This window comes from Croceivirga lutea (assembly GCF_014235875.1).
Taxonomy (GTDB): domain Bacteria; phylum Bacteroidota; class Bacteroidia; order Flavobacteriales; family Flavobacteriaceae; genus Croceivirga; species Croceivirga lutea.
In genome coordinates, this window is the sequence record NZ_JACJUK010000006.1 from 124,939 (window position 1) to 149,569 (window position 24,631).

Consider the following 24,631-nt stretch of genomic DNA (forward strand, 5'->3'; position numbering starts at 1 on the left):
AGTTTACTCCATTAGTTTGGCTTCATAACTTTTTAATCTAAATATTATGAAAACTACTACGAACTTTACGTCATCTCAATTTGTAATTGCCAAACAACCTATTTTTAATACCTGCCTTATTTTTATTTTTTTACTGTTTTCAAGCTATAGTTTTGCTCAAGAGAGCTATACGGTTAAAGGTAAAGTGTTAGATGAGCTTAATTCTCCATTAAATGGAGTAAATGTGGTTTTAAAGAATAGCGACGAAGGTGTTGTTACTGATATTGATGGCAATTTTGAATTCTTAAAACCACTACAACTAAATGATGTTTTGGTATTTAGTTATTTGGGTTACGAACCCAAAGAGTATAAGATTCAATCTCAAAATGAAAAAGAACTAAACATTACCATCCAATTTGAAGTTTCTGATGTTATTTTAATGGGTGCAATTTCCACTGATGAATTATTTTCATCAACAAAAAGCAAGCAAAATTGAATTTTGTTTTTTCTAAAAAACTAAAGCTCTTTTTAATTCTATTGAATTTACATAGTATAATGTACGCTCAGCATGAGGAAAAAACCAATACGGTTTTTGCTCGTGCTGATAGTATAGCCGCTACCTATGAGGCTTCTGCGATTGAAAACCTGCCAGTTTTAGTTCATAATTTAACTGCTAACCTTGCCTCAAAAAAAGAAAAATTTAGAGCAATATATATGTGGGTAAGTACTCATATAAAAAATGACTATTACGCTTATGAAAGAGTCAAGAAAAATCATCAAAAATTTTCTGAGGATACTACAGCATTTTTAAAGTGGAATAGCAAACAATTTTTTAAAGCCTTAAGAAATATTAGAAAACACCAGAAAGCGAGCTGTACTGGTTATGCCTACTTAATACAACATATGGCACAGCTAGCTAATATTGAGTGTGTAATAGTAAATGGCTATGGTAAAACAGCAACTACCTTAACGTACGAGAATAGTCTACCTAACCATTCATGGAACGCCGTTTTCTTAGAAAACAAATGGTACTTATGTGATGCAACTTGGTCTGCCGGAAAAGTGGTATTCGACGAAGGACTACCTAGATTTGAATTTGATTATAATGACGGTTTTTTTTTGGCTGAACCATCACAATTTGCCTTAAATCATTATCCGCTGAAAAAGGATTGGCTTTTGCTTAATGAGCCACTATCTTTTGAAGATTTTGTAGAGAGACCATTAGTTTACAACTATGCATTTCAATTTGGAATCTCTCCTATTAAGCCTTTAAAAATGCATAATAACATTAAGTTTGGCACCCCTTTTAAAATAAAGCTGAACACGAGAGAATCTATAAAATATGACCTTCAGTTACGCATTTTTAAAAATGGCAATAGCACAACAGCAAATCCTAAGATTACCGTTATCAACGATGAAATTAGTATTACCCATACTTTTTTAAAAACTGGCTTGTATGATATTCACCTTTTATATAATGAAAAGCCTATTGTTACTTATGTCTTAGAAGTGTATAAAAATTAATGAGAGAATATAAAGTAAGCGCTAGAAACTCATTTTATCTTTAAACAAATAAGATTGCCTTCTAGAAACTTCAATTTCATCTCCATTTTTCATTGTTAATTTTAATTTGCCATTAAACCAAGGCACAACATTATCAATAAAATTAGTATTGATTAGCTGTTGCCTATTTACTCTGAAAAACGTTGTTTCTGGTAATTTATCTTCAATTTGATTTAAAGATTTATAAAGTAAAGGTTTTTGGTCATCGAAGAATACACGTGTATAATTTCCTTCAATTTCGAAATGCGATATTTTTCCAATTTTTAAAAGCCAGCACTTTTCTCCATCCTTAATAAAAATCTGACTGTTTTCATTGAGCTTTTTAGCTTCGGTTACTTCAGTTTTACCTTCTAGCTTTTCTTTAGCTTTAGCAATAGCCAAATCAAATCTCTTTTGATTTATCGGCTTCAATAAATAGTCTAAGGCGTTGTATTCAAAAGATTTTATGGCATACTCATCAAAAGCTGTGGTAAAAATGGTTATAGGCACCTCATCTAGCACTTCTAAAAGTTCAAAACCATCTTTTTCTGGCATATTAATATCTAGAAATAAAACATCAGGATTTGTACTTTTAATAAGTTCTACTCCTAAATCAACATTCTCAGCTTCTCCTAAAAGTTCTACATCAGTATGAGATTTAAGCAACTCTTTGAGCTCATTACGGGCAAGCCTTGAATCTTCTACTATTACTGCTTTAATATTCATAAGACCGGAATATTTATTACTGCAACAACATGATTGTCTTCTTCAAACAATTTAAAATTAGCCTTTTCACCATAAAGTAATAAGAGTCGCTCTTTTATATTTTTTAAACCTAATTGTGTAGAATCTTTACTAATTTTTAAACGCCCAGAATTTTTTACGATAATTTGTAATTCTTGATTTTCTTTTTTGGTGATTAGTTTTATTTCTCCACCATCTTTCAAATTTGCTATACCATGCTTTGCAGCATTCTCTACCAATAACTGTATAATCATTGGTGGAATTTGAATTGTTAAAGTGTTTTGGTCAATTTCTTTCTTAAAATCTAGGCGGTCTTCGAACTGTATTTTAGATAGCGCAATGTAATTGTCTACCATTTCTAATTCTTCTTCTAAGGCTATACCATTACTGCTGTTTTTAGTTAAGGAGTAACGGAGCATCTCTGAAAGTTTTGTTAGCATCTCTCTAGACTTTTCTACATCTTCTAACATTAATCCTCGTATGTTGTTTAGACTGTTAAACATAAAATGTGGATTAATCTGCCCTTTTAGCGTGTTTAATTGCGCTTGTTTTAAGGTAGTATTAAGCTCTAAACGTTCAATTCTATTTTTGTTTAATCGCAAAAAAAGTTTGATTACTAAATAACATACTGTCCAAGCTACAATTATAAAAATTGAGTTTAAAATAAGTACCCAAACACTATCAAAAGCTTTGAATAAACTAAGTTCAACATCATTTAATGGTGGTCCTAACTTTGCATATAAATAACCAAAAACAAAGTTTAGTCCTCCATAAATTACAGAACCCACCAAACAAGCTAGAATTACTTTAGTAAAAACCTTAAATGTAAAATCATCAAAGGTTAGGTGTTTTCTTAAAAACAAGCGTATTAAAGTAGTTGATAAAATGCCTGTAAACATACCTACGGCAGCATTAAACAGTACAAATTCAAAACTTAATTTTTTAAGAAAAAAGAAGGATATAATATTTAGAAAGCCCCAACCAAATAGTTGAAGGCTCCAAAAAACAAGATTGCGGTTTTTTTCTAAAAAATTCATTTAACTACAGCAAAATAAATTAATGAGTCCAAAGATAAATCAGTTTTCCTACTGTAAATCCTAAACCAAAAAGCACCAAGGTCAAAAATGCGGTTATACCCAATAATTTGCTTTTATTTTTCTTAGTAATATAACAACTCACTAACTTTTTTCGGTCTTTCAAAAATGCAAAAATCAATGTGATTATGGCACCTAACACCAGTATCGTAGATATGATTAATTTACCGTTTTGTACCCGTGATAAAATAGCAGAAGCTATTAATATTGCCGCTGCTATATAAAGTGCTTTTTTTATACTCCAGTTCATTAGTTTTTTATTTTAAGAGTCTCTGTTTCTTCGTTATGCAACACAACCGACCCTATTAAGGTTAAACCTACGTAAAGGGTAAATAGTTGATTGTTTAAATTGTTTAATACTACTGCGGCTATTATACCGGTTATTGTAGTTAAGGCTCCAATTGCTAATACAGTTTTTTTAACGTTGTCCATTTTTTTCATGATTGTAATTTTTAATTGATTGTGATTTACATGCGTTGATTCTCTGTTACAAGAATATGCTACTTACTATTGTTATTATAATTTTTGCTATTGCTACCATGAGTAGTTGTTTTTAATTACGATGTAAAAGTATGGGCAACTAGCTTTGAAAGAAAGTAAATTATGACGAACGGTAGCAGAGAATTACTGAACGGTAAACTACTTAGACTCAGGTGGAAATTTACTTAAAGCTTTAATTACAATTTTTCTAAGTACCTGTTCTCTAGACAATGGCGTAGTTTTTTCTTTATAATTAGAAGTTGTGTTTGCTTGCCAAATAAGTGCATTGCGGTCTGTGTCTACAAAATCTATTAGAATATTTCGTTTAAGGGAAGATGCCCCTATTGGAATACCTACAGATACTCCGCCACCCACATTGCCACCAGTACCACCGACTCCAACACCTACAGAATTAGAAGGTGAGTTTTGGTAAACTTCACTTTTAATATTTATAAGAAAACTTGGTTCTTCATCTAGTCGATAACCACGATTGGCTAAAACAGAATCTAAAACATGAAAAAGTCTTTTTTCATCGAGTTGGCTTAATCCAGAGTGCATCTCTGCAAAATAATTATAAGTAGCATAATTAGAGAAATCAATTTCCTTCTCATAATCATAATTTACTTTTACGCTACTACAAGAATGTAATAGTAAAAAAGTTAAGAATAAAAGAAATGCATACTTCATAATCTTAAGTGCTTGCTTAAAGTTACAAAGTTTGACTTTAGGAAATAAGAGATTTTAAGACTATTCGTTTAAGAGCTTCCAGAGTACATCTTTAAGTTCTTGCAACCCTTTTTGGGCTACTGAGGAAATAAACAAACAAGGAATATCCTTTAAATCTTCTCTGAGAATGGCGTCCATTTCAGTAATGAGCTCTTCGTCTAACATATCTGACTTAGAAATAGCTACCAGGCGTTGTTTATCTGACAATTCAGGATTATATCTTCGAAGTTCATCTAGTAAAATTTCATACTCTTTAGAGATATCTTTACTATCTGCTGGAATCAAAAAAAGTAAGGTAGCATTGCGCTCTATATGCCTTAAAAAATAATGCCCTAAACCTTTACCTTCTGCTGCTCCTTCAATTATACCCGGAATATCAGCCATTACAAAACTTCTATAATCTCGGTATTGTACTATTCCTAGATTTGGTTTTAATGTAGTAAACTCATAGTCTGCAATCTTGGGTTTTGCTGAAGTTAACACTGATAATAATGTAGATTTTCCGGCATTTGGGAAACCAACCAAACCCACATCTGCCAACACCTTTAGTTCTAAAGTTAAATCAGTTTCTTTGCCCTCTGTTCCCGGTTGTGCGTAACGCGGAGTTTGGCGGGTAGCGCTTTTAAAATGCCAATTACCTCTACCACCTAAACCACCTTCTGCAACTATTTTTTCTTCACCGTTCTCAGTAATTTCAAAAAGAATGGCATTAGATTCTGTATCTCTAACAACTGTTCCTAAAGGCACTTCTAAATAAACATCTTGTCCATTAGCGCCGGTACTGCGTTGTTTACCACCATGGGCGCCATGACCTGCTTTAAAATGACGTTGAAATTTGTAATGTACAAGTGTCCAAAGGTTCTCATTACCCTTAATAATTACATGCCCTCCACGACCACCATCTCCTCCATCTGGCCCGCCCATGGCTACAAATTTTTCTCTTCGCAAATGCGTAGAGCCTTTACCTCCGTTACCAGAAGCCACATGTACTTTTACATAATCAACAAAATTTCCTTCAGTCATTGCGTACCATATGTCTTTCCTACAAAAAGCAGAAATGGTTTATTAAATGTAATTGTTTCCTGAACTAACAGAAATTAAAAGGTTATAGAGAATCTATAACTTTACTCAAACGTTCTGTAATCTCAGTAATATCACCAATGCCGTTTACAGCATGGAACTTACCTTGCCCTTCGTAGTAATTTTTTAAAGGCGCCGTTTTTTGATTGTACTCATCAAAACGATTTCTAATTTTTGATTCGTCTTGGTCATCGCTTCTACCACTTGCTTTGCCTCTTTCTAACAGTCTTGCTACCAATATCTCGTCATCAGCTTCTAATGCAATTGTAGCATTCACCTGCATATCTTTACTTTCTAAAAAGTTATCTAAGGCTTCTGCTTGCGCTGTAGTTCTTGGAAAACCATCAAAAATAAAACCTGCGGCTTCTGAATTTTTTTCCACCTCATCTTGCAACATTTTTATAGTCACCTCATCTGGCACTAAATCACCATTGTCAATGAAAGATTTGGCTAGCTTACCTAGTTCAGTTCCGTTTTTAATGTTATATCTAAAAACATCGCCGGTAGAAATGTGTTTAAGATTGTATTTCTCTTTTAAAAATCCTGCTTGGGTACCTTTACCTGCTCCAGGTTTTCCAAAAAGCACAAGGTTAATCATATTTGTATGGTTTAATTGGTATACTTCTTTTAAATTTCGACCCAACTCATTGTAATCTAAACCATAGCCTACAATAAATTTGTTGGGTATTTCTATGCCTACGTAATCAATAGCATATTCGCCATTGTAAACATCTGGCTTATAAAACAATGAGGCTATTTTAAATTCTTTTACATTGGTATCTGAAAACAAATGCACAAGCTGTTGTAGTGTTCTACCAGTGTCTATAATATCCTCAATAATAATTACACTTTTACCCTCAATGTCTTCTGAAACATCTAACAATGTTTCAACAATACCTGTAGAAGTTAAGCCTTGGTAAGAACTCAATTTAACAAAACTAACCTCACAATCATAGGGGTAATGTTTCATTAAATCTGAAACAAACATAAAAGCACCGTTAAGCACTCCAACAAAAAGTGGCGTCTCATTTTTATAGTCTTCGGCAATTTGCAAAGCAATTTTTTTGACGGCTTCTTGTATCTCACCTTCACTCAAAAAGGGCTTAAATTGTTTGTCGTGTAGCTTTATCAAAGTATTCTGGTAGTTTGAAGGTTGGCAAATATACGCTTTTTGATGTGTTCTTTTTATGGAGATTACCAACTCATTTCTTTAAATCACCCTATTTTTGTAACTATTCTTGTTGCTATATGAATCATTTTTCTTCGAACTTTAAATTAGGCATTTTAGGCGGTGGCCAACTAGGCAAAATGTTGTTGTACGAAACACGTAAATGGGATGTCTACACTATGGTGATGGATGCTTCTGCGGAAGCGCCTTGTAAAATTGCTTGCAACGAATTTGTGCTAGGTGATTTGATGGATTTTGATGCCGTTTACAACTTTGGTAAAAATGTTGATGTGCTCACCATTGAAATTGAAAATGTAAATGTAGATGCATTGGAAAAATTAGAAGATGAAGGTGTTCAAGTATTTCCACAACCAAAAGCGTTGCGCACCATACAAAACAAAGCAAAACAAAAACTGTTTTACGTAGACAATGATATACCTACCTCTGAATTTTCAAGATTCGCCTATACTTCTGAAATTAAAGAAAGTATAGCTCACGGCGGTTTATCACTACCCTTTGTATGGAAAAGTGCTCAATTTGGTTATGATGGTCAAGGGGTTAAAATTATTCGAACTCAAAGTGATTTAGATAATTTACCCAACGTAGAATGTATTGCTGAGAAATTGGTTGATTTTAAAAACGAATTAGCCGTTATTGTTTCTAGAAATTCCAAAGGAGAAACAAAAACCTATCCGGTTGTTGAAATGGAGTTTCATCCGGAAGCTAACCAGGTAGAATACGTTATTTGTCCGGCACGCGTAGATGCTCTTGTTGCAGAAAAAGCACAGCAGGTTGCCCAAAAAGTAGCTGCAGCGTTTGGGCAAGTAGGACTTTTAGCCGTAGAACTTTTTCAAACTAAAAATGATGAAATTTTAGTGAATGAAGTTGCCCCAAGACCTCACAATAGCGGACATTACAGTATTGAGGCCAGCTACACCAATCAGTTTGAACAACATATTAGATGTGTTCTTGGCTTACCTCTAGGTAAAACGGCAAGTAAAGTTGCTGGTGTAATGGTTAACCTTGTAGGAGCAGAAGGGTATACGGGTGAAGTAGTTTATCAAAATATAGATGAGATTTTAGCTATGAATGGTGTTACGCCTCACATTTATGGTAAAAAACAAACAAGACCATTTCGTAAAATGGGCCATGTAACCATTGTTGATGAAGATATGAGCAGAGCAAGACAGATAGCACAAGAAGTAAAAGAAAAAATTAAAGTGATAAGCAAATGAGCAAAGTAGCAGTAGTAATGGGTAGCACAAGCGACCTTCCGGTTATGCAAGATGCTGTAGAAATCTTAAAAGGTTTTGATATCGAAGTTGATGTTGATATTGTTTCAGCACATAGAACCCCAGAAAAATTATTCGATTTTAGTAAAAATGCCCATAAAAATGGCTACTCGGTAATAATTGCTGGTGCAGGTGGGGCTGCTCATTTACCCGGTATGGTGGCTTCGCTTTCGCCACTACCAGTGATTGGAGTTCCTGTAAAAAGTTCAAATTCTATTGACGGTTGGGATTCTATACTATCTATTCTACAAATGCCTGGTGGTGTACCCGTTGCCACAGTAGCACTAAACGGCGCAAAAAATGCTGGCATTTTAGCTGCTCAAATAATTGGAGCCAGTGATAAATGTGTGTTAGATAAAATAGAAGTATACAAAGAAGGGCTTAAACAAAAAGTCATCGAAGGAGCCAAAACAGTAAATAAAAAGTAAAGCTAAGCATCAAACCCAAGTTCAAAAATTAAGCTTGTAAAACTCGAATCTAAAAAAATGTCACAACCCGCAAATCCGTTACTTCAACCATTTGACCAAGCCCCATTTTCAAAAATCAAAAATGAGCATTTTAAACCTGCCATTTTAAAGTCGATAGAATTGGCGCGAATGGAAATTGATACCATCATCGAAAACCCTGAAACTCCAACATTTGAAAATACCATAGCCGCCCTAGATTATTCTGGTCACCAATTAGAGCGAGTTACTAGTGTTTTTTTTAATTTGAATTCTGCCGAAACTAATGATGAAATTCAAAAAATAGCCCAAGAAGTTTCTCCTGTTTTAACAGAATTTCAGAACGATATTACGCTAAACGAAAAGCTCTTTGAACGGGTAAAAGCGGTATACAATCAAAAAGAAAAACTTAGTTTAACCACAGAGCAAGAACGCTTGTTAGATAAACGTTATAAAAGTTTTAGTAGAAACGGTGCTAATTTACCTGAAGACAAAAAGAAAAGACTACGAGAAATTGATACTAAACTCGCCCAACTAAAACTTAAATTTGGTGAAAATGTATTGGCAGAAACCAACAACTATGAACTACATTTAACAAGCGAAGAGGATGTAGCCGGTTTACCAGAAAGTGCAAAAGAAGCAGCTGCCCAATTAGCTAAATCTAAAAATAAAGAAGGGTATACTATTACTTTACAATATCCAAGCTATATACCCTTTATGAAATATGCTAAAAAACGCGACTTACGTAAAAAGTTGGCGTTAGCTTTTGGTAGCAAAGGGTTTCATAATAATGAATTAGATAATCAAGAAAACGTTCTTAAAATAGCCAAACTGCGTTTTGAACGTGCCAATTTATTAGGCTATAAAACTCACGCCCACTATGTTTTAGAAGAGCGAATGGCTGAAACACCAGAAAAAGTGTTATCGTTTCTTAATGAGTTACTCGAAAAAGCCAAACCCGCTGCAACTAAAGAATTTGAAAAACTAGCTGCTTTTGCAAAAGAAATAGACGGTATAGAACAATTAGAAAAGTGGGATAGTGCTTATTATGGTGAAAAGCTCAAGCAAAAATTATTTAATCTTGATGACGAAAAACTAAAGCCTTATTTTAAATTAGAAAACGTTATTGATGGAGTTTTCAAAGTTGCTGAAAAACTTTTTGGCTTGCAATTCAAAGAAGTTGAAACAGTTGACAAATACCACCAAGAGGTTAAGACTTTTAAAGTAACTGATGAACACCAAAATTTTATAGCACTTTTTTATGCTGATTTTCATCCTAGAAAAGGTAAACGCGGCGGAGCATGGATGACGTCTTTTAAAACCCAATACCGTAAGAACGGGCAAAATATTAGACCACATATTTCTAATGTTTGCAATTTTACACCATCAACGCCTAGCAAACCTTCTCTATTAACTTTTAATGAGGTTACTACTTTATTTCATGAATTTGGGCACGGACTACATGGTATGCTTGCAAATACAACTTACCCAAGTTTAAGTGGAACTTCTGTGTATTGGGATTTTGTAGAACTACCAAGCCAAGTTCTAGAAAATTGGTGCTATGAAAAAGAGGCATTGGAGTTATTTGCTCACCACTATGAAACTGGTGAATTAATTCCTATGGAATTGGTTCAAAAAATTAAAGAATCAGCAACCTTTCAAGAGGGCATGCAAACCTTAAGACAATTAAGTTTTGGGTTATTAGATATGGCTTGGCACGGGCAAGACCCCACAACTATTTCTGATGTTAAGTCTTTCGAAGTAGAAGCTTTCAAAGAAACCCAACTCTATCCAGAAACTCCTGAAACTTGTATGAGTACTGCTTTTGCTCACATTTTTCAAGGCGGATACGCTTCTGGATATTACAGCTATAAATGGGCTGAAGTTTTAGATGCTGATGCTTTTGCGTACTTTAAAGAACATGGTATTTTCAATAAAGAAATAGCAGATAAATTTAAAGACAATGTTCTTTCTAAAGGAGGTACGCAAAACCCTATGGAGTTGTATAAAAAATTTAGAGGACAAGAACCAAAAATTGAGGCCCTACTAGAACGTGCCGGATTATTAAATTAAACACTACACCAAAATGTCAAAACTACTTACTACCCTTTTTCTTTTTGTACTTACCGTTTCTTTTGGTCAAGAAAAATTGGTGTTCAAAAATGAGTTTAAAGAGAACAAGACTTATATAACTACTTCTGTAAATAATATGGAAGGCACCATTGAAATAATGGGTTCCGAAGAAAGCATGGAATACCTTAGAAACGCTGGTATGGATGGAGAAATGAAAATGGTGCAACAAACCGAAGCAGTAATGTCTATGACTACTGGCAGCAAAAATAATGATGGTGACGTTCCGCTAGAAATGGTGTATGAGAAAATGACCTCGAATGGTACCATGAACGGCACTGCATTACCTGTGACACCAAATCCATTTTCAGATTTAAAAATTGCTGGCAAATACAATGCAGAAGGTAAAATGGTTGTAGACAGCATTTATGGGGGAGCTGCCAACGAACAGTTAGAAAATGCTTTAATGGGAACTTTTGAGCAATTGCAAAGTAAAATTATGTTTCCTGAACACGAGCTTGCCGTGGGTGATACCTTTGAAAACGAAGTGCCTATTTCTATTCCCATGGGTAACATGAAACCCATGGAGATTTTAGTTAAAAGCGAACATACTTTAGCTAGTATTGATGGCAATTTAGCAGTCTTTGATGTGTTTTCTAATATAAGATTAAAGAGTGATGATAACACCATGCAAATGTCGGCAGAAGGTGAAGGTCCTGGTAAAATCACCTTTAACCTCAAAGACAAATACATGGTTAAGTATGAAGCGCAAGTTCCAATGAAATTAACCATGAATTTAGATATGGGAATGCAAATGAAAATGTTGATGAACACCAAATCAATGGTTACAACAAAAATAGAATAGCTAATAGCCTACTATTTATCTAAAAAATAGCTTAATCTATTGACAAGCAACTATTTTTAACTAATTTAGTGAGATATAACTGACATATAGTGTCGCTGCTTTCGGAATCACTATATCAACTTTAAAGACTATTTAAAGTTACAATGGGTTAAATAATGCTTGAATCCCTTATAAGTAATAAAAAACTGCTTAACTATTCAAAAAACATAGCCAAAATTGGCCTGTTTGAATTTGATGTCTTAACAGAGCAGTTACATTGGAGCGAGGGCACTAAAAGAATAGCTGAAGTCTCATCATCTTTTGAACCTTCTCTAGAAAAAGCAATACATTTTTTTAAACAAGGATATAATCAATCTAAAATTAAAAAAGCTTTCTTAGCATTAATAGAAAAAGGAGAACCTTTTAATTTAGATTTAGAAATAGTTACTGATAAAGGGAATAAAAAATTTATTTGGTGTATTGGTGAAGCAGAAAATGAAGCTGGCCAACCTTTAAAAATTCAAGGCATTGTTCAAGATATTACAGAACGCAAGAACAATGAAAATGAATTATTAGTAAAAAACAACCAATTAAAACTTGCCCAAAACTTAGCAAAAATTAGTTACTGGAAATGGGATGTCATCAATAACACCTTTGAACTCCATGATCAATTGTATCCTATTGTTGGTTTTGACGCCAAAGAGCAATTAGGGGTTGAGAATTTCTTTCAAAGTATTTATCCAGATGACAAAAAAAAGGTAATCACCTTAGCAAATCAGTTTTTACATACTAAACAATTTAAAAGGTTTACACACAGAGCAATTAGAAAAGATGGTAGTTTGGGAGTTTTTGAAATAGACGGCTCTGTGATTACCAACGAAAATGACGAGGTAATTGCCATGCTTGGCGCTAGCCAAGACATAACCAAAACTATAGAGCAGAGTAATAAACTAGCTGAAAACATAAATCAGTTAAATCTAGCAGAAGAATTATCTGGCATTGGTCGGTGGAGTATAAATCTAGAAAACCAAGAAATTCATTGGTCTAACACCCTTTATAAATTATATGATATTGCTGAGGGTACAACTATTACCTATGATAACTTTTTAGAAAAGATTTTACCAGAAGATAGAGAACTGGTTATCAACCAAACTAAAAACTTAATCAAAAAACAGCATAAAATCCGTTTTACACATCGTTCTCTTCATAGTGATGGTAGTATTACCTATTTAAGATCTATTGGTGACTGTTATAAAAACAAAAATGGTAAAACCATTAAATTAGTGGGTACCACCCAAGACATTACACAAGATATTTTAAGTAAACAAGAACTAGAACAACGAAATTTCTTCTTACGTTCTGCTGAAGGGCTCAATAAAATGGGCCATTGGTTTTGGGATATTAAAAACCAAAATATAAAATGGTCAGATAATCTATATAACATTTTTGAACTTGAAGTTGGCACACCGGTTAACTTTGAATTTTACCAAACTTTTTTACATGAAGATGATAAAGACAGGGTAATTAAAAAATTTGAAGAGGCCTTAGCAACTGGCATCACTAGTCCTCACAGTTACCGTCTTAAACTACCAAGCGGTAAAGTAAAAACCATTAAATCTGTAAGCCAGGTAAAATTAGACGAATATGGTGTGGCTATAGAAATGCTAGGAGCCTGCCAAGATGTTTCTGAACTAGTCATAAAAGAAGAATTATTAATTCAAAAAAATAGCCTGTTAAATCTTGCTGAAGAAATGACTGTTGTAGGGCATTGGTCATGGAGCCCCGCTACTAATGAAGTTTTCTGGTCTGATAATTTATATAACATATACGAGCTCGAAAAAGGCAGTCCGCTATCCTATGAAACATATCTAAATTATGTTCACCCTGATGATAAAGATTTAGTTAGCACTAAAATTAAAGAGGCTTTTGAAACCGGAAAATTTGAAAATCAGGTATACAGAATTCAGCTTCCCAACGGTTCAGTAAAAACAATTAAATCTCAAGGTCAAGTAATTCAAAATGCTAACGGCACCATAATTGAAATGCTAGGTACGTGCCAAGATATCACTGCTGATATTGCAAAAGAAAAAGAACTTCTTCTCAAAAATGAATTGTTAAACAGTGCTGAACAATTGAGTAAAGTTGGGTATTGGCGAATGTATCCCCAAATAAGCAATTATGGTGAATGGTCAGATAATCATTATCGGATATTTGGTTTTGAGTTAGGTAGTCAACCTAACTTTGAAAGAATTCTTGATGTAGTTTTACCAGAAGACAAACATATTCTAATTAAAACCAGAGACGAAATTTTTATACATAAAACCTTTCCTGAACATAGTTATAGAATTGAATTACCAGATGGTAGCATAAAAAATATAGAAGGTAAAGGAAGTATTAAATTAGATGAAGCAGGTGAAATAGAAGAGATTATCGGCACTGTAAAAGATGTCACCCAAGAACGCGCTGCTGAAATTAAGTTTAAAGATTTGTTAGCTTCTACTCCAGATGCACTTTTAATTGTAAATGAATCAGGGCAAATACAATTATCAAATAAAGAGGCAGAAAAGTTATTTGGTTATTCACAAAAAGAGTTGCAAAATCATCACGTCATAAAATTAGTTGCTAAAGACTATAAAAGTAAAAGTATCGGCTATGCCAAAGCTTTTTTTAAGGAGCCCAAAAACACTACCCTAACAGATTTTGATGATTTACACATAGTCAATAAAGATGGTAAACAAATTCCAGCTCAAGTTACCTTCGGTCCATTTAAGGCAGACAATGAAATTTTGGTAATTCTTACTATAAAAGATATTACCATACAAAAACAAGCAGAAAAAGAGCTGTTAAATGCAAATGCCGAACTAAAATCTACCTTTAACAAATTAGCAAAACAAAATAGACAGCTTGCAGATTTCACACATATTACCTCACACAATCTGCGTTCACCGGTAAGCAATCTAAATACGTTGTTAGGCTTATACCACGAGACAAAAGATACTGCTCAAAAAGAATTTCTATTTGAGAAATTTGAAACTGTTATTGACCATTTAACAGTTACACTAAATACGTTGGTTGATTCTTTAAAAATTAAAAATCAAACCAATAAAGATTTAGAATTGGTGTTTTTTGAAGATGTCTTATTGAAAACCAAAGGTTTATTGTCTGCAGAAATTTTAGAAACTAAAGCACAAATTAAAAGCAATTTTGAAGTACTGCCGAACATAAAATATAACGGAATTTACTTAGAAAGTATATTTCTAAATTTAATTAGTAATTCAATTAAATACAGAAGACCAAATGTTGTGCCCGAAATTGAAGTTTTTATCACTCAAGAAAACAATACCCATTTACTTCACTTTAAAGACAATGGTTTAGGAATAGATTTAAATAGACATGGAGATAAAATTTTTGGCTTAAATAAGGTATTTCATAGAAATCCAGAAGCGCGCGGAATTGGCTTGTTTTTAACCAAAGCACAAATTGAGGCTATGGGTGGCTCCATAACTGTTGAAAGCGCCATAAATGAGGGTGCAACTTTTAGTATTGATTTAAAAGTAAAGATTGATGAGTGATAATTTAAAAGTTTGCATAGTGGATGATGACTCCGTTTATCAATATACTATGACAGTTACTTTAGAGCAGTTAAGTAAAGTAGAAAAAATATTACTTTTCTCTGATGGCGAAGAGGCTCTAGATTATCTAATAGAGAATATAGACTGTCAAGACAATTTACCCAATGTTATTTTTCTAGATATTGATATGCCCATTATGGATGGATTTCAGTTCATGGAAGAATACGTTAAGATAAAACCTAAGGTGGGTAAAAAAATCACCATTTACATGGTATCATCTTCTATTGATGATAGAGATATTAGTAAAGCTAAAGCCATTTCTGAGATTTCTGACTACATAATAAAACCAATTAAATCTAACCACTTAAAAGATTTAATTGCTCAACTTGTGAATACCAATAATTTTTCCTCTTAAACAGCCACACCCACAATAACTGCTAAAACAAATGCATTTACATTGTGATTATTTTGTGATGTAATTAAAATTTCTTTGTCTGGTATAAATAAATTATTGATTAATTAAAATCTACTAATTTTGAGACTCGTAAAAAAACTAATGCCAGAACACCAATTACAACCAGAAAAATGGGTAGACAATTACGCTGATTATTTGTTCAACTATGCTGTTGGGCGCGTTAGTGATAGTGAGCTTGCAAAAGATTTAGTACAAGAAACATTTATTGCAGGGCTAAATTCTGCTAAAAATTTTAAAGGTGATGCAGCAGAGCGCACTTGGTTAATTGCTATTTTAAAACGAAAAGTTATTGACCAATATCGCAAACAGAATTCTAAAAAAGGCAAGGCAGAAGTAAGGATTAGCTATACTAACGACGAGGCAGAAGGTGATTGGTTAGAAGAAAATGTAGCTGATCCATTTATAATGGGTGGTGATGATAAGCTAGAAAATAAGGAACTAGGTTTAGCTATTGAAGGTTGTATTGACAAACTACCTCGAAAGCAAGCAGATGTCTTTAAAATGAAAACCATTCAAGGTATGAGTACAGAAGATATTTGTAATGTTTTGGAAATTAACCCGTCTAATCTCTGGGTTATTATACATAGAGCGAGAACTGCCCTTATGGGTTGTTTAAATGAAAGTTGGTTTTAGAATAAAAGATTATGAAGATTTCTTGTGAAGAAGCAGGACATATTTGCACAAAAGCACAATACAAAGAAGCAAGCGCTTGGGAAATTTTTAAACTAAAATTTCATAGCCTGTTTTGCAAAGTTTGTTCTAAATATTCAAAAAAGAATACCCAACTAACTAATTTGTGTGAAAAAGCTAATTTGCAAACTTTAGATAAGGATACTAAAGAACGTATGAAAAAAGCATTAGAACAACAGCTTTAAACATAGGCCCATAACTTCGACATTAAGTAAAATACTATAGGTATACCCTCTATCCAGAAAGAAGCAAAGAATTTTCTGTTTTCTTCGTTAGTTTTCCAAATAACAAAAGCTAAAATACCTGTCATCACCACGATTTCATAAAAAGGCTGATGATTTCTACCAATTGCTAGTATTACGAATAAAGCAATTAATATGTAACCTAACTTTTTTGTTTGCTTACTACCAAATCGCTGCGGAATTGTTCTCAACTCCACTGGGTCATGCTTTAAATCTCTTATCTCAAAAGGCACAAAAAGAATTAATACCAATACATAAACTTGTAAAAAAACTAGAATTACCTGGGTCAATTCTAAATAAGCAATGCTAACATAAGGCACCCAAACTGTCAAACCTGCCCATACTAATGCCACTAGAAATATTTTGAGCCCACCTAAACTTCTTAAGTTCTTAGAAGAAGGCAAAAAGGGTAACGCATATAAAGCAGAAATAACAGAAAATAAAACCAAATACAAATACATTTCTTTAGGCAACCTAAATGCAAAAATTATGGTGATTACCAACACAATTGAGCTAAAAAATACAATGTATTTGAAATTATCGTTTTTATCAATTCTGTACTTTTTTGCTTCTACCCCATACTTTATAAAATTGTAACAGCAGACAGTACCTCCAAAGAGAAAAAAAATGTAATTTTTATCTGGTAAAATGTTTAACCATTGCGCAACTAACAAATACAAACAAACAACAGCAAAAGCAACGTGAATACTGGCTTGTATATAAAAATTAAATAATCGTTTTAGCACTTGCATTAAACAAAATTAAGATTTAAAGCAAAAGGTTAATTTATGGTTAACAACTTTGCCCAAACTGGCGTTAATACTACCATTTTTCATAAGATTAATGCATAATTTTGTGTTTTATTTTTAATGACAATGAATACACAATCATTTGCCTTACGCCATATTGGTATCAGAGAAAAGGACATTGAAAAAATGCTTTCTGTTATAGGTGCCGATAGTATCGAAGAACTAATTGAACAAACTATTCCTGCCGACATTAGATTAAATGAAGGTTTAACCTTGCCTGAAGCACTCACAGAACAAGAGTTCTTAAATCTTTCTCAAAATCTGGCTGAAAAAAACAGAATGTTTAAATCCTACATCGGTATGGGCTACCATGAAAGTATTACCCCATCTGTTATTAAAAGAAATATTCTAGAAAATCCAGGCTGGTATACGGCGTATACGCCATATCAAGCAGAAATTGCTCAGGGTAGATTAGAAGCACTATTAAATTTTCAAACTGTAGTTTGTGATTTAACCAAAATGGAAATTGCCAATGCCTCACTTTTAGATGAAAGTACAGCAGCAGCAGAGGCTATGACCATGTTGTTTGATGTTCGTTCTCGAAACCAAAAGAAAGAAAATGTGGTGAAATTCTTTGTGTCTGAAGAAGTACTACCACAAACACTAAGCCTTTTACAAACGAGAGCAATTCCATTGGGTATAGAGTTGGTTATTGGCGACCATGAAAATTTTGAATTCAGTACAGATTTTTATGGTGCGTTATTACAATATCCTGGTAAACATGGCCAAGTAAATGATTATGCTGAATTTGTAAGCAAAGCGCAAGAAAGCAATATCAAAGTTGCAGTAGCGGCAGATATTTTAAGTTTAGTATTACTTACCCCCCCGGGTGAATGGGGTGTAGACGTAGTTGTAGGAACTACGCAGCGTTTTGGTATTCCGTTAGGTTATGGTGGTCCACACGCTGCTTTTTTTGCAACCAAAGAAGCCTACAAGAGAAATATTCCCGGGAGAATTATAGGTCTTACTAAGGATACTGACGGTAATGATGCTTTGCGTATGGCCTTGCAAACCAGAGAGCAACATATTAAGAGAGATAAAGCAACCTCTAACATTTGTACTGCCCAAGTTTTATTGGCTGTAATGGCTGGTATGTATGCGGTATATCACGGTCCGGAAGGATTAAAAGATATTGCTACAAGAGTTCATAACTACACAAAAACTGTGGCAGAAACTATAAAGGCGTACGGATTTGAACAACTGAATACGGTTTACTTTGACACCATTAAATTTAAGGTAAATAACGTTCAGGGTATCAGAACAGTATCTGAGTCTAAGGGTATCAACCTTAATTACATTGATGATGAAACGGTTTCTATTTCTATAAATGAAGCCTTTACTAAAAAAGACATTCGCCCTTTAGTTAATTGCTTTGTTGAATCACAAGCCTTAAACGAAAAAGGAAGCATAACAGAGTACGAAGGGCAAACTATACCAGACGCATTAGTAAGAAAAAGTAGCTTCTTAGAACATGAAACGTTCAACTCGTATCATTCAGAAACTGATATGATGCGCTACATTAAAAAACTAGAACGCAAAGACCTTTCACTGAACCACAGTATGATTTCTTTGGGCAGTTGTACCATGAAGTTAAACGCAGCTTCTGAGATGCTGCCATTAAGCTGGGCAAGATGGGGTAATATTCACCCGTTTGTTCCAGTAGAACAAGCCGAAGGCTATCACCTAGTATTGCGTGAACTTGAAGAGCAATTAAATGTAATAACAGGTTTTGCTGCAACCTCTTTACAACCAAATTCTGGCGCACAAGGAGAGTATGCTGGTTTAATGGTTATTAGAGCATACCATGAATCTCGTGGAGAAAGCCATAGAAATATCTGTATAATTCCTGCATCAGCACATGGCACTAACCCTGCCTCTGCGGTTATGGCGGGTATGAAAGTTGTGGTTACTAAAACTGACGAACAAGGTAATATTGATGTAGTTGACCTAGAAGAAAAAGTTAATGAACACTCAGAAAACTTGGCCGCTTTAATGGTTACTTATCCTTCCACCCATGGGGTTTTTGAATCATCCATTAGGTATATCACCAAATTAATTCATGATAACGGCGGACAGGTTTATATGGATGGAGCAAATATGAATGCTCAAGTTGGTTTAACCAACCCCGCAACAATTGGAGCAGATGTTTGTCATTTAAACTTACACAAAACCTTTGCTATACCACACGGTGGTGGCGGTCCTGGTGTTGGACCAATTTGCGTTGCCGAACAGCTAAAACCATTTTTACCAAGCAACCCCTTAATTGAAACAGGTGGCGAAAAAGCAATAACTGCAATTTCTGCAGCCCCTTGGGGAAGTTCACTTGTATGTCTTATATCTTACGGATATATAAAAATGTTAGGCGCAGAAGGCCTTACAGATGCTACCAAAATGGCTATTCTCAACGCTAACTATATAAAAGCTAGATTAAACGGTGCTTTTGAAGTTTTGTATTTAGGCGAACAAGGAAGAGTTGGGCATGAGATGATTATCGACTGTAGACCTTTTAAAGAAAATGGTATTGAAGTTACTGATATCGCTAAACGATTAATGGATTATGGGTACCATTCTCCAACAGTATCATTTCCCGTTGGTGGCACTATGATGATAGAGCCAACAGAAAGCGAGAGCTTGGTAGAATTAGACCGTTTTTGCGATGCTTTATTAAGTATTAGAGCTGAGATTACAGAGGCTTCTGTAGAGGACGCTAATAATGTACTAAAAAACGCGCCACATACTTTAGCTATGGTAACTTCAGACAACTGGGGCTTTCCGTATTCAAGACAAAAAGCTGCATTTCCGTTAACCTATGTAGCCGAAAATAAATTCTGGCCAACGGTTCGTAGAACAGATGAAGCGTTTGGAGACCGTAATTTAATGTGTACATGTCCTGCTGTAGAAGAATATGCTGAGGTTTAAAAAACCCTTTATTTTATAGGGATAGCCCGAGTTCAAATCTAGAATTCGGGCCATTTTATTTAACCGTTATTCATAAATTCTCATTTTGAACATCACTTACATATTATGCATGCATAACACTTTGCGTTAACTTAATGTTATCTTAGCAGGAACTATACGGAATAAAAAAATGAAAATAGCGCTGACAGGTTTTGGTTCTTATCTTCCTAAAATTAAAACCACGAATGAAGACTTCTTACATCATGAATTTTTAAATCAAGATGGTAAAAAGTTTGAACAATCAAATACCGTTATTATTGAAAAATTTCAGGCCATAACAGGTATTGAAGAAAGACGTTATGCCAAGCCAGAATTTAAAACATCTGACTTGGGATACTTTGCCGCTCAAAAAGCGATTGAAGATGCCAGTATTGATAAAGAAAGTATAGATTACATAATTTTTGCGCACAACTTTGGAGATCTGTCTACAAATACTATACAAGGAGACACGCTACCTAGCCTTGCCACTCGCGTAAAACACAAATTAGAAATTAAAAATCCAAACTGTGTTGCATATGATATGATTTTTGGTTGCCCAGGATGGGTAGAAAGTGTAATACAAGCATATGCTTTTATTAAAAGTGAAATGGCTAAAACTTGCCTAGTTATTGGTGGAGAGACTCTTTCTAGAATTGTAGACGAGCATGATCGTGACAGTATGATTTTTGCAGATGGTGCCGGCGCAGCAATTGTGCAAGCTGTTGAAGATGGTGGAGCTATTTTAGCGCATGCCTCTAAAACTTTTGCCAATGGTCAAGCCTACAGCCTTTATTTTGGTGAAACTTTTGACCAGACAGACCAATCTAACACACAGTATATTAAAATGAATGGTCGTAGAGTATTTGAATTTGCATGTGTTCAGGTACCACAAGCCATGAAAGAGTGTTTAGATAAAAGCGGTGTCACCATTGATCAAGTGAAAAAGATTTTTATTCATCAAGCCAATGAAAAAATGGACGCGGCTATTATCAAAAGATTTTACAAGCTTTATCAAAAAGAAGCGCCTGAGAACATAATGCCTATGATGATTCAAAAAACAGGTAATAGTTCAGTAGCTACGATACCTACTTTGTATGACTTGGTGAAGCGTAATCAATTTGAAGAACACCAAATTAACAAAGGAGATATTGTTTTATTTGCTAGTGTTGGTGCTGGTATGAATGTCAATTGCATGGTTTATAAGATTTAATCATTTGTAATATCCTCAGCTTTATTTCAAAATAGGTTGGGATTTGTACTTTGATTTTCAGAATTTAGCCAACATGTATGAAGGCAAATATCCGCACAAGCGCTATAGACTCACACTAGAGTTCCTAAAAAAGCACATTGCAACAAAAGAGACGATTTTAGATTTAGGAATTACCAACCCATTTTCTGAAATAATGAAAAACGAAGGATACACGGTAATTAATACGTCTGGGGAAGACCTAGATACTGATTTTAACTTCGTAGAAAACGTAAATGCTGATGTGGTAACTGCCTTCGAAATCTTTGAACATTTAGTTGCTCCTTACAATGTTTTACGTGCTATCAAATCAGACAAATTGGTAGCTAGTATTCCAATGAGACTTTGGTTTGCTAAAGCTTACAAAAGTAAAACCGACCCATGGGATAGACATTATCATGAATTTGAAGATTGGCAATTTGACTGGCTCCTAGAAAAAGCAGGGTGGGAAATTAAAGCCCGTCAAAAATGGACTAACCCAACTAAAAAGATTGGAATTAGACCTATTTTACGCTATTTTACTAATAGGTATTATCTAATTTACGCAGAGCGAAGCACAAAATAAAAACTCTCACCATTTTTTATTTTCTTGCTTTTTAAACCATAACTAATGAATATCAGCATAATTATTCCTGCGCATAATGAAGCAAAATATATTGCTGATTGTCTCTACTCTTTTATACAACAAACTCGCAAACCAGATGAGGTTATTGTTGTTGACGACAACTCCTCTGATGACACCTTTAAAATTGCCGCTGGTTTTGCAAAAGACCACAGCTGGATAAAAGTCTACCAAAGAAAAAGTTCTAACGAACACATACCCGGTAAAAAGGTTATAGACACTTTTAACTATGGCTTTCAATACATTTCTGAAGAATACGACATTGTAGGAAAATTTGATGCCGATATTTATTTACCAGAAAACTATTTTGAACTAATGCACAACCATTTTCAAGCTAATTGGCTTTTAGGCATGTGCTCTGGGTTACTTTATATTAAAAAGAATGGAAAATGGGTTTACGAAAACATAGCTAAAAAATCGCACGTTAGAGGACCAATAAAGCTGTACTACAGACAGGTATTTGAACTTATGAATGGACTTAGACCTGGCGTTGGATGGGATACTGTTGATGTACTACTTTGTAAATACCATGATTTTCATGTGTTAACAGATAATACACTGCAAGTAAGACATTTACGACCAACTGGTCATGGTTACAGTAGCACAAATTTTAAATTAAAAGGTGAAGCCTTATACAAAATGCGGTATGGATTACCCTTGGCCAAAATTGCACTCCTAAAAATGGCGTTACAAGCAAAAAATCCAGTATTATATATTCAAGGTATTTTAGGATACCTTTCGGCTTTTTTAAAGAATACTGAACGTTTTGTAACTAAAGAAGAGGGTAAGTTTATTAGAAAACTTCGTTGGCAAGGTGTTTTCAAACGTTTAAAATCATAAAAAAGCCTTTCAAAATTTTGAAAGGCTTTTCATTTTATCTGTTTAATACTGCTTCAATTGGGTTGCCAGTTGTTCCATTAGGATAAGCAATGCCTAACATTGTAGCAATAGTCGGCGCAATATCTGGAATTGTTGTTCTGGTAACCGTTTCTCCTTTCTTTATCCCGTTGCCGTAAAACAATAATGGCACATGAGTATCATATATCATTGGAGACCCATGAGTAGAACCCGTTTTAGGATAAGAGATGTAACCAGGTTGTTGTACAAAAATTACATCTCCAGAGCGTTTTTGATTCCACCCCTTTTGTATCAAATGTGCAATACCTGAAGAAGGCGGGTAATTATTTTGCCATAATTGAGACCCTGTGTAAACTTTATATATGTTATGATAACTTAATATCTCTTGTGCAATTTCTTCTTGCACATCATCCAAATCCATATCTAAATTATTCACCACCTTGTGGTCCAGAAAAACTTGGTAATTACTAATTGTTTTGACAATGTCTGTAGTGCCATATCGGTATTGTAAAAACTCATTAAAACGAGCTTTCATAGAACCAAAGTTTAAATAACCAGCAGGTATTTTTTGGTCAGCTAAATACGAAGATGCGTGTATAGCTCCATGATCAGCTGTTAAAAACACCGTATAATTTCCTTGACCAACTTGAGCGTCTAACTCATTTAAAAGTCGTTCTAAATCTTGGTCTAATCTCAAATAGGTATCCTGTACTTCAACTGAGTTTACTCCGAATTTATGACCTACGTAGTCTGTACTAGAATAACTAATGGCTAAAAAGTCTGTATAGGTATCTTTTCCTAAACCCTCTTGTTTGAGCGCCTCTAAAGCAAAGTCTGTAGTTATAGAATTACCGTAAGCAGTAGCTTTTAAAATACTTGAAGCATCATTCTGCTCCCATAATTGCGGTAAGTTATGTGGGAAACTTGTAGACGTTTCACCTTCAAATTTACCTTCATATACACTTTCATCTGAACCACTTGCTGCATAAATAGAAAGTGGTTTTAAAAGTGTCCATGGCTTTTTATATGCATCTATTGCATCAGAAGCGTTAAAATCTTTTACCCAATTTGGCAAATCCCTCATGTAGAAATCACTAGTAATCCAATTTCCATCTTTACCTCCCTCAAACCAATAAGCTGCATTAGCAGTATGACCGCCAGGTAAAACTGCCCCTCTATCTTTTACTGCTACTGCAATAGTTTTTCCTCTAAACTGCGTATGTAGTCTATTTTGATCCGTTATGGTTGTGGTCAACATTCTATGCGGTGACATTTTTCCTGCAGCGGAGGTTGTACCCACAGAATTGTAGTTTTCATCAAAAGCTACATAAACCTCTTCTTCTGAAGCTTTATCATACCAATCATTACCAATAATACCATGCATTTCTGGGGTTGTACCCGTATACACAGATGCATGACCGGGACCCGTACTTGTTGGCGCATAATTAAAATGATGATTTTTACAATTAAAGCCTTGATTTACCAAGCGTTTAAACCCGCCATCACCATAATAACTCCAAAAACGGGTTAAATAATCGTATCGCATTTGGTCAACAACAATGCCCACTACAAGTTGAGTATTGGTAGTTTGCTCTGTTTCAACAGTTTTCTTTTTACGTTGTGCAATTAGTGTTGTAGAAACAAACAAGAGTAGAATAAAAAAAGGAATAACTATTTTTTTCATTTGAGTAATTATCAAGCTGCGCAAAGCTATTGAA

23 protein-coding genes are annotated in these 24,631 nt (G+C 34.2%); 14 read left to right on the forward strand and 9 right to left on the reverse strand.

Translation table 11 applies throughout. The features are described from left to right. Window positions 1-46 precede the first annotated feature (46 nt). Together H5V42_RS12150 and H5V42_RS12155 are read left to right on the forward strand one after the other, a co-directional pair. The gene (locus tag H5V42_RS12150) at window positions 47-475 is read left to right on the forward strand and encodes a carboxypeptidase-like regulatory domain-containing protein (protein ID WP_185783445.1); all 429 of its coding nucleotides are present in this window, start codon (window positions 47-49) and stop codon (window positions 473-475) included. Beyond that, window positions 472-1,503, forward strand: coding sequence for a transglutaminase domain-containing protein (locus H5V42_RS12155; RefSeq protein ID WP_185783446.1), 1,032 nt, complete (start codon window positions 472-474; stop codon window positions 1,501-1,503). The genes H5V42_RS12150 and H5V42_RS12155 overlap by 4 nt, the downstream gene beginning before the upstream one ends. A 21-nt stretch (window positions 1,504-1,524) precedes the next feature. Here the strand turns inward: H5V42_RS12155 and H5V42_RS12160 are convergent, their stop codons facing one another. From H5V42_RS12160 to H5V42_RS12190, 7 genes are all read right to left on the reverse strand, one after another. Beyond that, a complete protein-coding gene (locus H5V42_RS12160; protein ID WP_185783447.1) occupies window positions 1,525-2,247 on the reverse strand; it encodes a LytR/AlgR family response regulator transcription factor in 723 nt (240 codons plus the stop codon). Further along, the gene (locus tag H5V42_RS12165) at window positions 2,244-3,302 is read right to left on the reverse strand and encodes a sensor histidine kinase (RefSeq protein WP_185783448.1); all 1,059 of its coding nucleotides are present in this window, start codon (window positions 3,300-3,302) and stop codon (window positions 2,244-2,246) included. The genes H5V42_RS12160 and H5V42_RS12165 overlap by 4 nt, the downstream gene beginning before the upstream one ends. Before the next feature lie 19 nt (window positions 3,303-3,321). Next, the gene (locus tag H5V42_RS12170) at window positions 3,322-3,609 is read right to left on the reverse strand and encodes a hypothetical protein (protein ID WP_185783449.1); all 288 of its coding nucleotides are present in this window, start codon (window positions 3,607-3,609) and stop codon (window positions 3,322-3,324) included. Next, window positions 3,609-3,800 (reverse strand): hypothetical protein, encoded by a 192-nt coding sequence (locus H5V42_RS12175; protein ID WP_185783450.1) that lies wholly within the window; start codon window positions 3,798-3,800, stop codon window positions 3,609-3,611. Before H5V42_RS12175 ends, H5V42_RS12170 begins: the two co-directional genes overlap by 1 nt. A 198-nt stretch (window positions 3,801-3,998) precedes the next feature. Further along, window positions 3,999-4,526: a DUF4136 domain-containing protein gene (locus tag H5V42_RS12180; RefSeq protein ID WP_185783451.1), complete on the reverse strand. Its 528-nt coding sequence runs from the start codon at window positions 4,524-4,526 to the stop codon at window positions 3,999-4,001. 60 nt (window positions 4,527-4,586) lie between these two features. Next, window positions 4,587-5,588, reverse strand: a complete 1,002-nt coding sequence (obgE, locus tag H5V42_RS12185) for a GTPase ObgE (RefSeq protein WP_185783452.1) — start codon at window positions 5,586-5,588, stop codon at window positions 4,587-4,589. 82 nt (window positions 5,589-5,670) lie between these two features. Continuing rightward, a complete protein-coding gene (locus H5V42_RS12190) occupies window positions 5,671-6,777 on the reverse strand; it encodes an adenylate kinase (protein WP_185783453.1) in 1,107 nt (368 codons plus the stop codon). 116 nt (window positions 6,778-6,893) lie between these two features. Between H5V42_RS12190 and H5V42_RS12195 the strand changes: the two genes are divergently transcribed. The 8 genes from H5V42_RS12195 (at window position 6,894) to H5V42_RS12230 (ending at window position 16,384) form a co-directional block, all read left to right on the forward strand. Further along, window positions 6,894-8,048 (forward strand): 5-(carboxyamino)imidazole ribonucleotide synthase, encoded by a 1,155-nt coding sequence (locus tag H5V42_RS12195; RefSeq protein WP_185783454.1) that lies wholly within the window; start codon window positions 6,894-6,896, stop codon window positions 8,046-8,048. Further along, on the forward strand, window positions 8,045-8,533 hold the full coding sequence (gene purE, locus H5V42_RS12200) for a 5-(carboxyamino)imidazole ribonucleotide mutase (protein WP_185783455.1): 489 nt from the start codon (window positions 8,045-8,047) through the stop codon (window positions 8,531-8,533). Before H5V42_RS12195 ends, purE begins: the two co-directional genes overlap by 4 nt. Before the next feature lie 57 nt (window positions 8,534-8,590). Beyond that, window positions 8,591-10,621, forward strand: a complete 2,031-nt coding sequence (locus tag H5V42_RS12205) for a M3 family metallopeptidase (protein WP_185783456.1) — start codon at window positions 8,591-8,593, stop codon at window positions 10,619-10,621. A 13-nt stretch (window positions 10,622-10,634) separates the two neighbouring features. After that, a complete protein-coding gene (locus tag H5V42_RS12210; RefSeq protein WP_185783457.1) occupies window positions 10,635-11,483 on the forward strand; it encodes a DUF6263 family protein in 849 nt (282 codons plus the stop codon). A 155-nt stretch (window positions 11,484-11,638) separates the two neighbouring features. Further along, entirely contained in the window at window positions 11,639-15,034 is a 3,396-nt protein-coding gene (locus H5V42_RS12215) for a PAS domain-containing protein (RefSeq protein WP_185783458.1), read from the forward strand. Beyond that, entirely contained in the window at window positions 15,027-15,449 is a 423-nt protein-coding gene (locus H5V42_RS12220) for a response regulator (protein ID WP_185783459.1), read from the forward strand. The genes H5V42_RS12215 and H5V42_RS12220 overlap by 8 nt, the downstream gene beginning before the upstream one ends. 141 nt (window positions 15,450-15,590) lie before the next feature. After that, window positions 15,591-16,142, forward strand: a complete 552-nt coding sequence (locus tag H5V42_RS12225) for a sigma-70 family RNA polymerase sigma factor (RefSeq protein WP_185783495.1) — start codon at window positions 15,591-15,593, stop codon at window positions 16,140-16,142. A gap of 11 nt (window positions 16,143-16,153) precedes the next feature. After that, entirely contained in the window at window positions 16,154-16,384 is a 231-nt protein-coding gene (locus H5V42_RS12230; protein ID WP_185783460.1) for a hypothetical protein, read from the forward strand. On the opposite strand, the gene H5V42_RS12235 is transcribed toward H5V42_RS12230, so the two are convergent. Beyond that, complete coding sequence (locus H5V42_RS12235; protein ID WP_185783461.1) at window positions 16,381-17,193, reverse strand: hypothetical protein; 813 nt, start codon at window positions 17,191-17,193, stop codon at window positions 16,381-16,383. The two genes, H5V42_RS12230 and H5V42_RS12235, sit on opposite strands and share 4 nt — an antisense overlap. Before the next feature lie 123 nt (window positions 17,194-17,316). Here H5V42_RS12235 and gcvP point away from each other — a divergent pair, with 123 nt between their 5' ends. The 4 genes from gcvP (at window position 17,317) to H5V42_RS12255 (ending at window position 22,895) form a co-directional block, all read left to right on the forward strand. Further along, window positions 17,317-20,169, forward strand: a complete 2,853-nt coding sequence (gene gcvP, locus H5V42_RS12240; RefSeq protein ID WP_185783462.1) for an aminomethyl-transferring glycine dehydrogenase — start codon at window positions 17,317-17,319, stop codon at window positions 20,167-20,169. 169 nt (window positions 20,170-20,338) lie between these two features. Then, window positions 20,339-21,397: a 3-oxoacyl-ACP synthase III family protein gene (locus H5V42_RS12245; protein ID WP_185783463.1), complete on the forward strand. Its 1,059-nt coding sequence runs from the start codon at window positions 20,339-20,341 to the stop codon at window positions 21,395-21,397. 73 nt (window positions 21,398-21,470) lie between these two features. Next, window positions 21,471-21,998, forward strand: coding sequence for a methyltransferase (locus H5V42_RS12250; RefSeq protein ID WP_185783496.1), 528 nt, complete (start codon window positions 21,471-21,473; stop codon window positions 21,996-21,998). Window positions 21,999-22,043: 45 nt separating this feature from the next. After that, window positions 22,044-22,895: a glycosyltransferase family 2 protein gene (locus H5V42_RS12255; RefSeq protein WP_185783464.1), complete on the forward strand. Its 852-nt coding sequence runs from the start codon at window positions 22,044-22,046 to the stop codon at window positions 22,893-22,895. 34 nt (window positions 22,896-22,929) lie between these two features. On the opposite strand, the gene pafA is transcribed toward H5V42_RS12255, so the two are convergent. Next, window positions 22,930-24,597, reverse strand: coding sequence for an alkaline phosphatase PafA (gene pafA, locus H5V42_RS12260; protein ID WP_185783465.1), 1,668 nt, complete (start codon window positions 24,595-24,597; stop codon window positions 22,930-22,932). Window positions 24,598-24,631 lie beyond the last annotated feature (34 nt).